General features: G+C 65.3%; 10 protein-coding genes. 2 read left to right on the top strand and 8 right to left on the bottom strand.

Annotation, left to right across the window (positions count from 1 at the left end; all coding sequences use genetic code 11):
* Positions 1-198: 198 nt before the first annotated feature.
* From cckA to flgB, 7 genes are all read right to left on the bottom strand, one after another.
* A complete protein-coding gene (gene cckA, locus DB459_RS18010; RefSeq protein ID WP_253706639.1) occupies positions 199-2766 on the bottom strand; it encodes a cell cycle histidine kinase CckA in 2568 nt (855 codons plus the stop codon).
* Positions 2767-3020: 254 nt separating this feature from the next.
* On the bottom strand, positions 3021-4088 hold the full coding sequence (gene flhB, locus DB459_RS18005; RefSeq protein ID WP_253706638.1) for a flagellar biosynthesis protein FlhB: 1068 nt from the start codon (positions 4086-4088) through the stop codon (positions 3021-3023).
* A gap of 386 nt (positions 4089-4474) precedes the next feature.
* The gene (gene fliR, locus DB459_RS18000; protein ID WP_253706637.1) at positions 4475-5239 is read right to left on the bottom strand and encodes a flagellar biosynthetic protein FliR; all 765 of its coding nucleotides are present in this window, start codon (positions 5237-5239) and stop codon (positions 4475-4477) included.
* 213 nt (positions 5240-5452) lie between these two features.
* Positions 5453-5716, bottom strand: a complete 264-nt coding sequence (gene fliQ, locus DB459_RS17995; RefSeq protein ID WP_253706636.1) for a flagellar biosynthesis protein FliQ — start codon at positions 5714-5716, stop codon at positions 5453-5455.
* 39 nt (positions 5717-5755) lie between these two features.
* Entirely contained in the window at positions 5756-6082 is a 327-nt protein-coding gene (fliE, locus tag DB459_RS17990; RefSeq protein WP_253706635.1) for a flagellar hook-basal body complex protein FliE, read from the bottom strand.
* Between the two features lie 17 nt (positions 6083-6099).
* A complete protein-coding gene (gene flgC / locus DB459_RS17985; protein WP_253706634.1) occupies positions 6100-6522 on the bottom strand; it encodes a flagellar basal body rod protein FlgC in 423 nt (140 codons plus the stop codon).
* 72 nt (positions 6523-6594) lie between these two features.
* A complete protein-coding gene (gene flgB / locus DB459_RS17980; RefSeq protein WP_253706633.1) occupies positions 6595-6993 on the bottom strand; it encodes a flagellar basal body rod protein FlgB in 399 nt (132 codons plus the stop codon).
* 460 nt (positions 6994-7453) lie between these two features.
* Between flgB and DB459_RS17975 the strand changes: the two genes are divergently transcribed.
* Both DB459_RS17975 and fliP read left to right on the top strand, forming a co-directional pair.
* A complete protein-coding gene (locus DB459_RS17975; protein WP_253706632.1) occupies positions 7454-8509 on the top strand; it encodes a flagellar biosynthetic protein FliO in 1056 nt (351 codons plus the stop codon).
* Complete coding sequence (gene fliP / locus DB459_RS17970) at positions 8506-9258, top strand: flagellar type III secretion system pore protein FliP (RefSeq protein WP_253706631.1); 753 nt, start codon at positions 8506-8508, stop codon at positions 9256-9258. The genes DB459_RS17975 and fliP overlap by 4 nt, the downstream gene beginning before the upstream one ends.
* A gap of 307 nt (positions 9259-9565) precedes the next feature.
* Here the strand turns inward: fliP and DB459_RS17965 are convergent, their stop codons facing one another.
* Positions 9566-13321 (bottom strand): tetratricopeptide repeat protein, encoded by a 3756-nt coding sequence (locus DB459_RS17965; RefSeq protein WP_253706630.1) that lies wholly within the window; start codon positions 13319-13321, stop codon positions 9566-9568.
* Between the last annotated feature and the right edge of the window lie 35 nt (positions 13322-13356).

Here is a 13356-nt window from a genome sequence, read left to right as displayed (position 1 = left end):
GAAGCTTTCTGAAGATGGGGAAGCCTGCCGAAAAAGAAAGCACCCCGGAGCCCTGAACCCTGCGGCGCGCAGTCGCAAGGGGGTAAATTTTGTCAATCTTTCCGAGGATTTGCCCGGCCTTGCGGCGAAAAGCCGCCGCCTTGGCGCGGTCAGAGCCGGGAATCGCCTCTCATCGCGATCACGGCCGGAACCGACCTCTCACGCCCCGCTCATCGTTTCCTTCACCTGGGCGACGAGCTGGCTCAGGGTAAAGGGCTTGGGCAGGAAGGAGAACTGCTGGTTCTCCGGCAGGCTGCGGGCGAAGGCGTCTTCGGCGTAGCCGGAGACGAAGATGATCCTGAGATCGGGATTGCGCTCGCGCATGGTCCGCAGCAGCGTCGGGCCATCCATCTCCGGCATTACGACGTCAGACACCACGAGATCAATCGCGCCGTCGCGCTCGGCCAGCACGTCCAACGCCTCGATGCCGTTTGAGGCCTCGAGCACCGTATAGCCGCGCGAGCGCAGGCCACGAGCATTGAGCGAACGCAGTCCGTCCTCGTCCTCGACCAGCAGGATGGTGCCCTGGCCGGTGAGATCGGTGCGCGGCTTGGCGGATGCGGACGGCGTGTCGGCGGCAGTGCCGGCAGGCACGGCCGCCTCGGCCGCGGGCGTTTCGATTTCGACCCGATGCCGCGGCAGGAAAATGCGGAATGTGGTGCCCTGGCCGGCTGCGGAGTCCACATAGACGAAGCCGCCGGTCTGCTTGACGATGCCATAGACCGTGGACAGGCCGAGGCCAGTCCCCTTGCCGACCTCCTTGGTGGAGAAGAACGGCTCGAAGATCTTGTCGACGATCTCGGCGGGAATACCGGTGCCGGTATCGGTGACCTCGATGCAGACATAATCGGCCGCGGGCATTCCCTTGTAGGGCCGCCTGCTCGCTTCCTCGGCGCTGACATTGGCGGTCTTGACCGTCAGTCTGCCACCATCGGGCATGGCGTCACGGGCATTGACCGCGAGATTGACGATCACCTGCTCGAACTGAGAGACGTCGACCTTGACCGGCCACAGGTCACGACCGTGGACGAGGTCGAGCTTGACCTTCTCGCCGATGAGGCGGCGCAGCAGCATGGTCAGATCGGAGAGTGCATCGCCAAGATCGAGAACCTGAGGCCGCAGGGTCTGCCGACGTGAAAACGCCAAGAGCTGGCGGACCAGCGTCGCCGCGCGGGTGGCGTTCTGCTTGATCTGCATGATGTCCTGGAACGACGGATCGGTCGGCTTGTGGGCATTCAGCAGGAAATCATTGGCCATCATGATGGCCGATAGCACGTTATTGAAGTCATGGGCGATGCCGCCGGCGAGCTGGCCGACCATCTCCATCTTCTGCTGCTGGGTGACCCGGTTCTCCAGCGAGCGCTTTTCGGTGGTCTCCAGCACGTAGACGATGGCGACCTCGCCGTCGCCCTTGTCCTTCTCCACCGCGGTGACGAAGAACTGTCCCCAGCGGTCGCCGGGGCCGTCCAGCATGGCGTCGACCGGCGCGATGTCGCCCTGCCCTTCGGCGGCACGCGCGATCGCGGCGGCGAGCGCCGCACGGTCGCGCTCATTGACGACCGACAGGATCGACTTGCTGGCGCCGCCGCCCGCCGGCAGGCTCTGGGTGAGCTTGGCGAAACGGGCGTTGAAGCGCGCCACGGAGCCGGCGCGATCGACGGTGGCGATCGCCATCGGAGTGCGGTCAAAGAAGCGCATGAAGCGCACTTCGGCGGTGCGCTGCGGATCGACGCCCTCCTCCCGGGCCCGGCTGATGACCAGGGTGCGGGAGGCGCCCGGCCGACCGTCGGCGCCGAAGGCCAGCTTGTGATAGAGCCGGGCCGGCACCGGCTTGCCGCTGCGCATGCGCAGATCGACATCGAAGGTCTCGGTCTTGACGTCGCCGGGCTCGGCGGCGATCGAGCCGAGGAGCGCCGCGCCCTCGCCGGAGATAATGTCGGCGAGCTTCAGTCCGCCGGAGCCGACCTCGGCCAGATCGTATTCCAGCCACCCCGCCAGGGTTGCGTTGATATAGACGATCTCACCGGTAGGGCTGACGGAAAAAAAGCCGCAAGGCGCATGGTCGAGATATTCGATGGCGTGCTGCAGCTCCTGGAAGACGTCTTCCTGGCGCTCGCGATCGCGGGTGATGTCGGCGATCGACCACACCGTGAATTTCGACTCCCGCTTGCTGTCGCCGAGGGGGCGCACCCGCAGCCGCAGCCAGCGCCCCTTGCCGCCGGCCTGGCCGGCGACCCGCACTTCCTCCTGTTGGCGGCGGCCCTCGCGCGCGGCCTTGAGCAGGCGGAAAACCGCTTCGGAGACGTCGGGATTGCCGATGAAGACCCGCTCGACGGGCCGCACGTCGTCGGCGCCGGCGGCACCGGTCAGCGCGAGATAAGAGGCATTGGCGTAGACGATGTGACCCTGGCCATCGGTGACGGCGAGGCCGTCGACGGAATGGTCGACGAGCGGGCGCGTCACCGGATCGTCAGTGGTGCGATCGGCGAAGCGGATCAGGCCGGCAGCGAGGGCGAACAGCGCGAACAGGCCGGCCATCGCCAACAGCGCCAGCAGGCCGAGAATGTAGGGCTGCGCCGGGCCTCGGCCGAACACCATCACCGCCACGGCAGCGGCGACAATGGCTGCGGCGACGGCGAGCACGAGCACGATGCTGCCGCTGCGGCGCGGCGCATCCACCGTCTCGTGCTCCGGACGATGCGGATCGTTGTTCACGTCAACTACCATCGAATCGCCGCGCCGGCCCTTCATCGTCGCTCAGTCTGTCCTGCGTCCAATCCGGTGTTTCTCAGCCGTCCGAATCGCCAGGCGGAACCCGAGCCTTCCGAACCGGTGTAGCCCTGCCAGCCTCGAATCCCAAGTGCGAGCGCAAGATCATCCCAAGCGCGTTCCCAAGTGCCTGAATCGGCCGGCCCAGCGCAAGCGATTCATGGGTCGTCGGCCGGAGCCGCGACGCAATTCGGGTCGCCGGCCGATCCCGATCACGGTCGCAGACCTTGTTTCAGCCGCATGACAAAGCCGATGACCTCGGCAACGGCCTGATAGTGCTCCACCGGAATCTCGTCGTCGATCTCCACGGAGGCGTGGAGTGCGCGCGCCAGGGGCGGATTTTCGACAATCGGGACGTCATTCTCCTTGGCGATCTCGCGGATGCGCAGTGCGATCGCATCGGCGCCCTTGGCGACGCAGACCGGCGCGCCCATACCGCGTTCATATTTCAGCGCCACGGCGAAGTGGGTCGGGTTGGTGATGACGACCGACGCGCTCGGCACGGCGGCCATCATCCGCTTCCTCATGCGGGCCTGGCGGAGCTGACGGATGCGCCCTTTGATATGGGGGTCGCCTTCCATCTGCTTGTACTCCTCCTTGACCTCCTGCAACGACATCTTCTGTCGCTCGAACCACTGGCGGTACTGGAAGAGATAATCAGCGGCGGCCACGGCCGCGAGCATGGCGACGACGGCGCCGATCAATTGCATCGAGAGAGATTTCGCCGCGGGCAGCAGCACCGCGGGATCGAGCCGCACCATGGCGTCGATGCGATGGCGCTCGGGCCACAACACCGCGATCATGACGGCGCCAAGGGCGACGATCTTGACGATGCCCTTGACGAAATTGGCCATGGCCTGCTTGCCGAACAAGCGCTTGGCGCCGCTCATCGGCGACAGCTTGCTGAATTTCGGCACCAACGGCTCGGCCGACCAGACCAGCCGGTGCTGGACGAGGTTGCCGACGAGCGCGGCGAGCATCAGCAGCAGGAAGGGCACCCCGAGTGCCGCGAACAGCACATATTCGATGTTCTTCGCCAGCGACAGCAGCCCAAGGCCGTCGGTCCTGATCAGATGGGCATTGGCCAGCAGGTTGCGCAGTGGCATCTCGATGCCGCTGCCGATGCTGCCGGAGAAAGTCGAAATCACCAGCGCTGCACCGGCGATGACGAACCAGGTATTGACCTCCTGACTCTTGACGACATCACCGCGTTGATGGGCGTCATCGAGACGTTTTTGCGTTGGGTCCTGTGTCTTTTCGGAATCGTCTTCGTCGGCCATGGCTCAAGTGTCCTGTCTCCGAATGACCGCCCATTTGCCGTACGCTCCGACGGTCATTCGGAGACGTGAGGACACTTGCAAAATCAAAATACTAGTGTCCTGTTTCCAACGTTCGTATCCCATTGCAGCAGGCGCTCATACGAACGTTGGAAACAAGCGGACACTAGCATCATTATGATTCTAGTGTGGTTTTTGATCTGACGCGCGTTCGAAGAACTCGCTGCAATACTGAAACGAGCGTCAGATCCACCACACTAGTGCGGCTTATGTCTCGCAATTGCCTACGAGGCCTGCCGCAGAGGGGAAAGGCAATTGCGAGACGCCGCACTAGGTGTCCTGTCTCCGAATGACCGCCCCATTTGCCGCACGCTCGCCAGACGATGCGGTCACGGCGTGAGCTGACGCATGATCTCGCCGAAATAGTCCAGGAAGGTGCCCATCATCGTTGTCAGAACGACCGCGAGAATCAGGAAGCCGCCGAGGATCGAGAGCGGAACGCCGACGAAATAGACCTGCATCTGCGGCATCATCCGCGCCAGCAGTCCAAGACCGACATTGAAGACGAGCCCGAACACGATGAACGGCGCCGAGAGCTGCACGCCGATCTTGAATGCGGCGGCGAAGGCCCGGGTCGCGAGCGCCGCGATGTCGCCGCTCGGCAGCACCTCGCCCGGGCCAAACACCTTGTAGCTGTCGGCGAGCGCAGCGATCACCAGATGATGCATGTCGGTCGCAAACAGCAGCGTGAGGCCGAGCATGGTGAGGAAATTGCCGATCAGCGCCCCCTGCTGGCCCTGGGTCGGATCCACCGTGGTGACGAATCCGAGCCCGAGCTGCTGGGCAATCAGCGATCCGGCCACCGAGAGCGCCGACAGCGTCACCCGCGCGGTGGCGCCGAGCACGATGCCGATGATGATCTCGTGCACCATCAGGACGAGCAGCGACGTCAGCGAGGTCATATCGACATGATAGGCCGACCGGTGCAGTGGCAGGACGATCAGCGTCAGCGCCAGCGCGATGGCGAGCTTGGTACGGACCGGGATGTTGCTCTCGCCGAAGCCCGGCAGCAGCATCACCATGGCTCCGATCCGGGCGAATACCAGGATGAAGGCCGCGGCGAGCGCCGGCAAAAGCGAAATATCGACGCGCATGATCGGATCGCGCCCTGCCTCGCGCTCATATCGTGATCGGACGCGCCGTCGCTGCGCACGCGCCTCCTGGTGGGGTGGATCCGACATTCGCTACCCACCGGAACGCGGCTCGCGAGGCGAATGTCAAATCCATTGGCCCTCGATTCCGATGTGCGCAAAGACGCCTGCTGCGATGGCATGCGAACGTTGGAATCGGACCGCCGGCATCATGCGCTAACCCGAGATGATTCGCGACGATATCCGCAGCATATGGCTGTGCAGCGCATCGGCCATGAACGGCAGCGCAAGCAGCAAAGTGAGGAAGATCGCAAGGATCTTCGGCACGAACACCAGCGTCTGCTCCTGGATCTGCGTCAGCGCCTGCACCAGCGAGATCACCACTCCGACCACCAGCCCCACGATCATCAGCGGCGATGATACCACCACAATGGTCCAGACTGCGTCGCGCGAGACGTCGAGAACCTCTGCCCCGGTCATTCCAGATCCCCCCGATTCAATTGCCCTCGAACCGACCGATCAGATCGGCATCTTCATGATATCTTCGTAGGCTTGGATCACCTTGTCGCGGACCGACACCAGCGTCGAGACGGCGACGTCGGTCTCTGCCACAGCGGTGACCACGTCCATGACGTTGGCCTTGCCCTTGGCCATGGCAACGGTCTGGACGTCCGACTTGCGGCCGGACTCCATGACGCTGTTCAAGGTGTCCTTGAGCAGCGCGCCGAACGAGGCCCCGGACGGATCGGACGACGAAGCAGACGAGGTGCGACCGGCGCCGGCCGCCGTCTCCATCATTCGCGAGAGGCTCGCATAGGCATTTGCGGCAGCGGTCGGTGAAGCCATCTGTCAGTTCTCCGGGCTCAGGCCTTGAGGATATCGAGCGTGCGCTGGATCATCCGGCGCGTCGCGGTGATGACGTTGAGGTTGGCCTCGTAGGATCGCTGGGCCTCGCGCATGTCGGTCATCTCGACGAGCGAGTTGACGTTGGGGTATTTGACGTCGCCGTTGGCGTCGGCGGCCGGATTCCCGGGCTCGTGCTTCGTGCGGAACGGTGATTTGTCGGGCTTGACGCGCCCGATGCCGACGACGTGGGCATCGAGCTTGCGATCGAGCTCCGACGTGAAGGTCGGCACCTTGCGCCGGTAAGGTTCGCCGCCGGCGGCCTGCGCGGTCGAATCGGCATTGGCGAGGTTTTCCGAGATCACCCGGATGCGCCCGGCCTGCGCCCGCAGCCCAGAACTGGCGATGTCGATCGCCTTGAGGAAGTCCATTCCGTCGCTCATTGGCTATCTCCCGGCGAATGATGGCTCAAGGGCCAGGGGCGGCCCTGCTGACTGCACAGGCAGCGGACGCGTTCAGCGCCTTCCGATCGCAGTCTTCAACAAAGCGAGACTGCGGCTGTAGAGTGAAGTCGCCGCAGCGAAATCCATCTGATTGGTGGCCGAACGCTGCATCTCATCCTCCAGGCTGACCGCATTGCCGGCTGGTCGGATTTCGTAACCGCCGTTGCGGCTGGAACCGAAGATGCCATCGCCGCCGGAGGCGGTCAGGTGCGTGTTCGAGGTCCGCATCATGGGCAGCGAGCCCATCGGCGAGGCCCCATTGCGATCAAAAGTGGGCTCGACCAGGTCCCGCGGCCGGAAGTTCGGGGTATCGGAGTTGGCAATATTCTCGGCCAGCACCTTCTGACGCTCCTGATGCCATTGCATCCGGGTACGTAGCGCGGTGAGCGCGGGAATGTCGGTGATGGGCATGGTCGGCCTCCGACCTGCGACCGGCAGGAGCCGGATCAGGTAGGCAGAATTTGCCGCCTGCATGGTTAATAAACCGTTAAATCGGAAAATGACTCATTTTCGCCACGAATGCGTCGTTAACCGCCCAAGTCATTGAAACTTCAGAATCGTTCAGCGGCCAAACACCTATTGTCAGTGCCACTTAACGGGCTATTAGGATCTGGGGCGGCAAATCCTGCCCTCGGACGTTAACGAATGCGGTGACGCCTCTCGAGGCCATACCGCCCGGGCCGGATTGCGGGAGGCGTTTGCCGAAGTCGGTCATCTTCGGGCAATTTGGCCATCGGATTCGCGAATTGGGCCGATCGAGGGTAATCAGAATAGAGGGCCTCAACTTGGGAGCGTGAGGGCCGCATTTCGGGCGCGCGGCAGTCGACGAATCCGCAAGCTAAGGTAAGCTTCTATTTGGTGGGGACCAAGCATGCCTACACAACTGACAGTCTTCTTCCTGTTCGTCGCCGTGCTGGCCCTGATCGGCGTTGCCGCCTGGCTGGTCCGGCGCTTCGCTTCGAGCCGGCTTGGTTCGAATGCCAATCGCGGGCGAATGCCGCGCCTCGCGGTGATCGACGCCGCCGTAGTCGATGGCCGCCGCCGCCTCGTCCTGGTCCGCAGGGACAACATTGAGCATCTGCTGATGATCGGCGGTCCGACCGATATCGTCGTCGAGCAGAATATCATGCGTGCCGCCGGCCCGCAGCGGGAAGCGGTCATGCCGCGCGGTCCGGTAGGCGCAGAACTGCCGCCACGGGTCGCGCCATTGCCCGACGCCAACTGGATTGAGCCGGCCGTCGAACTTCCCGAAGCCCCCGAGCCGACGCTGCCGGACTTGCCGCCGCGCGCCGCGCGCCCGTCCTTCGCCGAAGAGATGCGCCGCGCTGCGCCAGGCGCCGAGCGCCGCGTCGATCCGCTAGCGGGCATTGCGCCGGAGCCCCTCGTCCGCAGCGAGCCGCCCTCCCGTCCGCGCGGCACGCCCCGCAGCGAGCCGGTGATGCCCCGCTCCGAGCCGGCGCTTCCACGCGAGGCGGCGCTGCGCAGCGAGCGCGAACCGATCATGCCGCGCAGCGAGCGCGAGCCCATGATTCCGCGCGAGATGCACCGCGAACCGATACCGCCCCGCCCGGCCCCAGCGATCGAGCCCAGACCGGCCCCGCAGCGCGCCGAGCGCCCGGCACCAGCACCAGCACCGGTACAGAGCGCCGACCAGAACCTTGCCGAAATGGCGCAGCGGCTCGAAGCGGCGCTGCGTCGGCCGGCGGAGCCGCCTGCGGCCGACCGTGCGCCCCCGGTTGCCCCGGAGGTTCCGGTTCGCGAAGTCCCTGTTCGCGAAGCCCCGGTGCGCCCGCTCCGGTCCGCGTCGCCGGAGGCCACCGAAGAGCATCCTGCTCCACAGCCGGCCGGCCCCGGACCGCGGATCTCCTTCGAGAATCTCGAAGACGAGATGGCGAGCCTGCTCGGCCGCCCGAAGACCCCGACGTGAAGCGCCTCGCCTCACCGCGTAGAGTTTTCTTTTTTTTCGCCTGTCTCGCCGCCGTGGCCTTCGCCGGCCCGGCTGCCGCACAGGACATCAGCATCAATCTCGGCCAGGGCAATGGCGGGGTGACCGAACGCGCGATCCAGCTGATCGCGCTGCTCACGGTGCTGTCGATCGCACCGTCGATCCTGATCATGATGACGTCGTTTACGCGCATCGTGGTCGTACTGTCGCTGCTGCGCACTGCCCTGGGCACCGCGACCGCCCCGCCCAATGCCGTCATCCTCGCCCTGGCGCTCTTCCTGACCGCCTTCGTGATGGGCCCGGCGCTGCAGAAATCCTACGACGACGGCATCCGACCGCTGGTGGCAAACCAGATCGGGGTCGAGGAGGCCCTGCAGCGCGCAGTCATGCCGCTGCGCAGCTTCATGCAGAAGAACGTCCGTGAGAAGGACTTGAAGCTGTTCATGGACCTGTCTGGAGAACCGCCGGCGGCGACTCCGGAGCTGATGTCGCTGCGCATCCTGGTGCCGGCGTTCATGATTTCAGAGCTCAAGCGGGCCTTCGAGATCGGCTTCCTGCTTTTCCTCCCGTTCCTGATCATCGACATGGTGGTCGCATCGGTCCTGATGTCGATGGGCATGATGATGCTGCCACCGGTCACGGTGTCGCTGCCCTTCAAGCTCATCTTCTTCGTGCTGGTGGACGGCTGGTCGCTGGTCGCCGGGTCGCTGGTGCAGAGCTACGGCAGCTAGTGCCCCGGTCCACCGCACTAGTGTGGCGTCTCGCAATTGCCTATGCCCTTTGCGGCAAGCCCCTGTAGGCAATTGCGAGACATAAACCACACTAGCTTTTTGATTTTGCTAGTGTCCCGATGTCTCCGAATGACCGTGCGAGGGTGAGGCAAACGAAGCGGTAATTCGGAGACGGGACACTAGGTGTGTAGTCCCGGACTCTGATGGTGCATCATCGATCCTGAATCGTCAGGAGGAGGATGCCCTATGGCAAGCGTTCTTCACGGCAGCGCCCGCTTGCCGAAGTTCGTGTCCCGCAGATGCCGCGTCACTGGCGGGCGGCGACGCTGCGGATGCGCGGCAAGGCGCCGGTCGTGACTGCATCTGCCGCAGCGTCCGGCGCCCCGCCCGCCCGCGACATCTCGGGGAAGCGCCCCTTCATCTCCCGCAGAAAGCCTTCCAGCGTATCGACCGATGCCGCCATGCGCGCGATCTGGGCGAATTCGGCGCTGGTCGCCGCCGCCGGCTTGCTCGCGGTGTCGAAGGCGATACGATCGGTGCCCTCGCTCATTTTCGGCCCGTACTTCTCACGGAAGCGTCCGAGGCCGAGAGCATCTTCCGCCAGCGCATAGCCGATCGCGGCGCGGATAATGTCGCCCTTTTCGGCCGGATTGAGCGGCTGAAACTCCTTCCAGCGATCACCGTAATACAGTTCGATCTGTTCGGCGGATTCGCGCCAGCGCCGCGCCGCCCAGAAGATGTCGGACCGCAGCCGCGTCACCTCGCGTCCGGTGAGATTGGAGATGATGTCGAGCGCGAGATCATGGCGGCCGAGATCGCTCTGCGCCCTCGCCTCCAACAGGAGGCGCTGCTGGCGCAGTTCGCCCGACAGATCGGCGATGCGGGTCGCGCGCAGCACTCCGATCGCCCGATCGGGCTTGCGGTTCATGAGATAGATGGTCGCGAGCCGCGATGCCACCTGGGCCCTTGCCGCGCCCTCGAGACGGTGGTCCACTTGGTACTGTAGCAGGTCCGCGGCCTGATCGAGCAGGTCGACCCCGACCAGTCGCTCCGCGAGGCGACGGATCATCTCGTCGCCGCGCCGCCCGATCGGGGTGAGCTCGCGGTAGTCGTAGAACATGCCGAGCGCCTCGATCGGCGGCAGCGCGTCCGCCTTGGGACCGAGGAACAATTCCACGAACAGCGCCGAGGTTTCCGTCTGGATGTCGCGGGCGATCTCCGAGTTCGGCTGCAGCCTCGTTGCCAGTCGCGCTGCGGCCAGAGCGTCATTGTAGCTTTTCTTCGTCGCATACATCCGCGTAAGCTGTTGCAGGATCTCCAGCTCGACGTCGTCACCGCGCCAAGTGACGGCAAGGGTCTCAAGGCCCTTGAGCGCCTGCTCCTCGTCGATTTCGTGGCGCTTCTGACGCAGCAACAGGGTGCGCAGCCGCGCCTTGGTCGCCGCCTGCAGGTTCGATGAGGCGGCAACCTCATCGAATCCGGCCAGCGCCTCTTTTTCCCGGCCGAGCGCCTCGGCGAGCTGCGCGCGCATGACGCTGACCATGGGTTTCATTGCCTCGGTGACGCCGAGGACGCCGAGGTCATTGCTGCGGGCCGAGGCTCCATCGTAATCGTGGACCTCGAGACAGGCTTGCATCGCATCGGACAGGATGATGCGCTGCAGCTCCTCCGGCAGCGCCGCGATGGCGAACTCAGCGTTCTTGAATTTCTCCCGCGCTTCCGGCCATTTCTTCTGCCTGGCATAAGCGAGGCCTTTCCAGACCTCGAGGTCGAAGCTGCTGGCGATGACCGGATTGGCGAGGTCCTTCAGCCCTGCCTCAGGACGATTGCTGAGAATGGCTGCCGCAGCGCGCAGGATCAGCGCCGCAGGATCCTCGAAGCCCGGATTGGCGCCGGCAAGCGCCAGGGCCGCGGCCGCCCTTGCCTCCGGATAGAAGCCGCGCGCCAGATAGAAACGCGCGAGGTCGAGATTGGCCCTGGCCCGCGCCTCGCCGGTGCCTCGCGCAGCCGCGGCAATGAGTTCATCGACCCGCCCGGCGAAGACGGCCTCGCTGTTCGCGCGCCACTCGACTGCGTCGAGCAGCGGCTTGGGACCGCTGGCATCGCGTTTGGGCGCCAATTCCGCGGAGGACAGAATGAGACCGCCCGGCCGGGTCAGCATCACCTTGTCGGGCGCGGTGGTGACCGCGAGATCGTCGGCGGCGCTCAGCACGACGACGCCGTGGATCGTCTCCAGCAGCGAGAACTCGACGAAGTTCTGCCGCCTGACGAACCCGCGCGCCGGCAGCGGCGCGGTGACGACGGTCAGCGCGTCGCCAGCATCGGGATCGAGAATGCGGTGGACGATGCCGGGATGCGGCAACGACACCGAAACATGGGCACGGCCGGGATCGGCGATATTGCGTATCGCCGTCAGGGGCCGCGACGGGGCGTCGAGCACGTCGGCGAATACGACTGTCACATCGGCGGCGTCAGCCGAAATTCCAGCGAGCTGCGGCCGCGTGAGGCGGATCCGGATGGCCTGTCCGTTGGCAAGCTGAATCACCGTCACGTCACCGATCACGGCGCCGCCGTCCCTCCGGATCGCCTCGGTGTCGATCGGCCGCATCGTGTCGAGGACCAGCCACATCGCGTCGCCGCGCCGGAACAATGCCACCGGGACTTCATCCCGGAACGGGAAGATAAGGCGAAGCCCGTCGCTGCTGCGCTGGGCCACCACCTTGATCTTCGCCGCGGTCGGCGACGCGTCGGCTCGCTCGGGACCTGTCCCGTCGATCGCTACAGGCGGGACGAAACCGGCCCTGACGGGATCGGGCTTGGCCACGGCCGCGGCCCTGGCCGGTTGCGCACGCGCGGCATCGATCCTGTGATCATCGATGGCCGCCTGCTCGCCACCAGTGACCGGCACTTTGGAGGGCTCGGCCGACACCGGTGCCACCACCGCGGGCGGCGCGATCTTCGGCGCGGCCTCCGCAGCGGTCTTGATCTCGGCCATGAGGTCGGCAGCCGGATTCACCTCGCCGCTACCCTTTCCTTTCGACGCAAGAGCGACCGCCCCCTTGGTCGCGGCTCCCGCGTCGGACTTGCTGTCGGACTTCGCCGCCGGCTTCTGTTCGGGCTGTGCGTCGGGAACCGCGGCGAGCGGCGGCTTGCCAGGCTTGTCGAAACCGATATCGACGACGTAGTTCGCGTCTTCGCGGAAGGAATGCACGTCGACTTCGCCGATGATGGCGAAGCTGACCAGGGATCCATTGGGGTCCAGCTTTTGTTCGATCGCCATGATCGATGGCGGAGCGGCGAGCTTGGCGTCCGTGAGATCGAAGCTGAGCGGCGCATTGAACACCAGCGACAACTTCTTGTCCTCGAGCGAGGAGGACACGCCGATGCCCGGCGGCAGGTCGAACACGAAGCGGACGAAGGTCGGCTGGGTCGAAGCCCGCACTCGCACCGGCGGCCGCTTCTTCACTTCGGTTGCCGCCTTCTGCTGCCGCAGCAGGCGCTCCGCTTCGCGCGCGCGTTCGGCCAGCTCCCGGACGACCTCCTGCGGCAGACTCGGCGGTGGGCCGGTCCAGCCTTCCGGCATCAGATCGATGAAGGTCCGCTCGCCGGCATCCATGGCGTTGACGGTGACCTTGCGCGCCAGCGCCAGCCGGATCGCCATGCCATCGGGATCGCGACGGGCGGAGCCGACATAGTCCGGCACGGCCGTCGCCAGCGGATCGATCGGAACGTCCACGGGCTTGCGAAAGCGGATGATTAGCACGGACCCTGCGACGCTGACATCGGTATCGACGTCTTCTGCCAGCTTGAGCACCAGCCGGGCGTAGCCGCCGCCGGCCGAAAAGGACGCCTCGCCCCTGATCGCCTGCTGGGCGTGCGCCGGCTCACCCGAGATCAATGACAGCAACAGGCCGCAGGCGGCCAGCGCCGCGATCGACGATCGCCGGACGGCTGCGACGATGATCCGCGCCGTGCTCACCTGTGTCGGCCCGCTGTCATGACCCTGGTTCCGATCAGTCCCTGCCTGCGCGGCTCCAGTGTCCCAATCCGAAGTTCGCTTCATTCGCAGCGCCTCATTGGCCGTACACTACGAGGCGG

The organism is Bradyrhizobium sp. WD16 (assembly GCF_024181725.1).
In the GTDB taxonomy this organism is placed as follows: domain Bacteria; phylum Pseudomonadota; class Alphaproteobacteria; order Rhizobiales; family Xanthobacteraceae; genus Bradyrhizobium_A.
The sequence above is the reverse complement of the archived record's forward strand: the minus strand, read 5'-3'. Positions and strand labels throughout refer to the sequence as shown.

What these genes read in the sequence shown, in the direction of transcription:
- cckA (WP_253706639.1), bottom strand. Translation starts at nt 2,766, where the DNA reads ATGGTAGTTGACGTGAACAACGATCCGCATCGTCCGGAGCACGAGACG.
- flhB (WP_253706638.1), bottom strand. Translation starts at nt 4,088, where the DNA reads ATGGCCGACGAAGACGATTCCGAAAAGACACAGGACCCAACGCAAAAA.
- fliR (WP_253706637.1), bottom strand. Translation starts at nt 5,239, where the DNA reads ATGCGCGTCGATATTTCGCTTTTGCCGGCGCTCGCCGCGGCCTTCATC.
- fliQ (WP_253706636.1), bottom strand. Translation starts at nt 5,716, where the DNA reads ATGACCGGGGCAGAGGTTCTCGACGTCTCGCGCGACGCAGTCTGGACC.
- fliE (WP_253706635.1), bottom strand. Translation starts at nt 6,082, where the DNA reads ATGGCTTCACCGACCGCTGCCGCAAATGCCTATGCGAGCCTCTCGCGA.
- flgC (WP_253706634.1), bottom strand. Translation starts at nt 6,522, where the DNA reads ATGAGCGACGGAATGGACTTCCTCAAGGCGATCGACATCGCCAGTTCT.
- flgB (WP_253706633.1), bottom strand. Translation starts at nt 6,993, where the DNA reads ATGCCCATCACCGACATTCCCGCGCTCACCGCGCTACGTACCCGGATG.
- DB459_RS17975 (WP_253706632.1), top strand. Translation starts at nt 7,454, where the DNA reads ATGCCTACACAACTGACAGTCTTCTTCCTGTTCGTCGCCGTGCTGGCC.
- DB459_RS17965 (WP_253706630.1), bottom strand. Translation starts at nt 13,321, where the DNA reads ATGAAGCGAACTTCGGATTGGGACACTGGAGCCGCGCAGGCAGGGACT.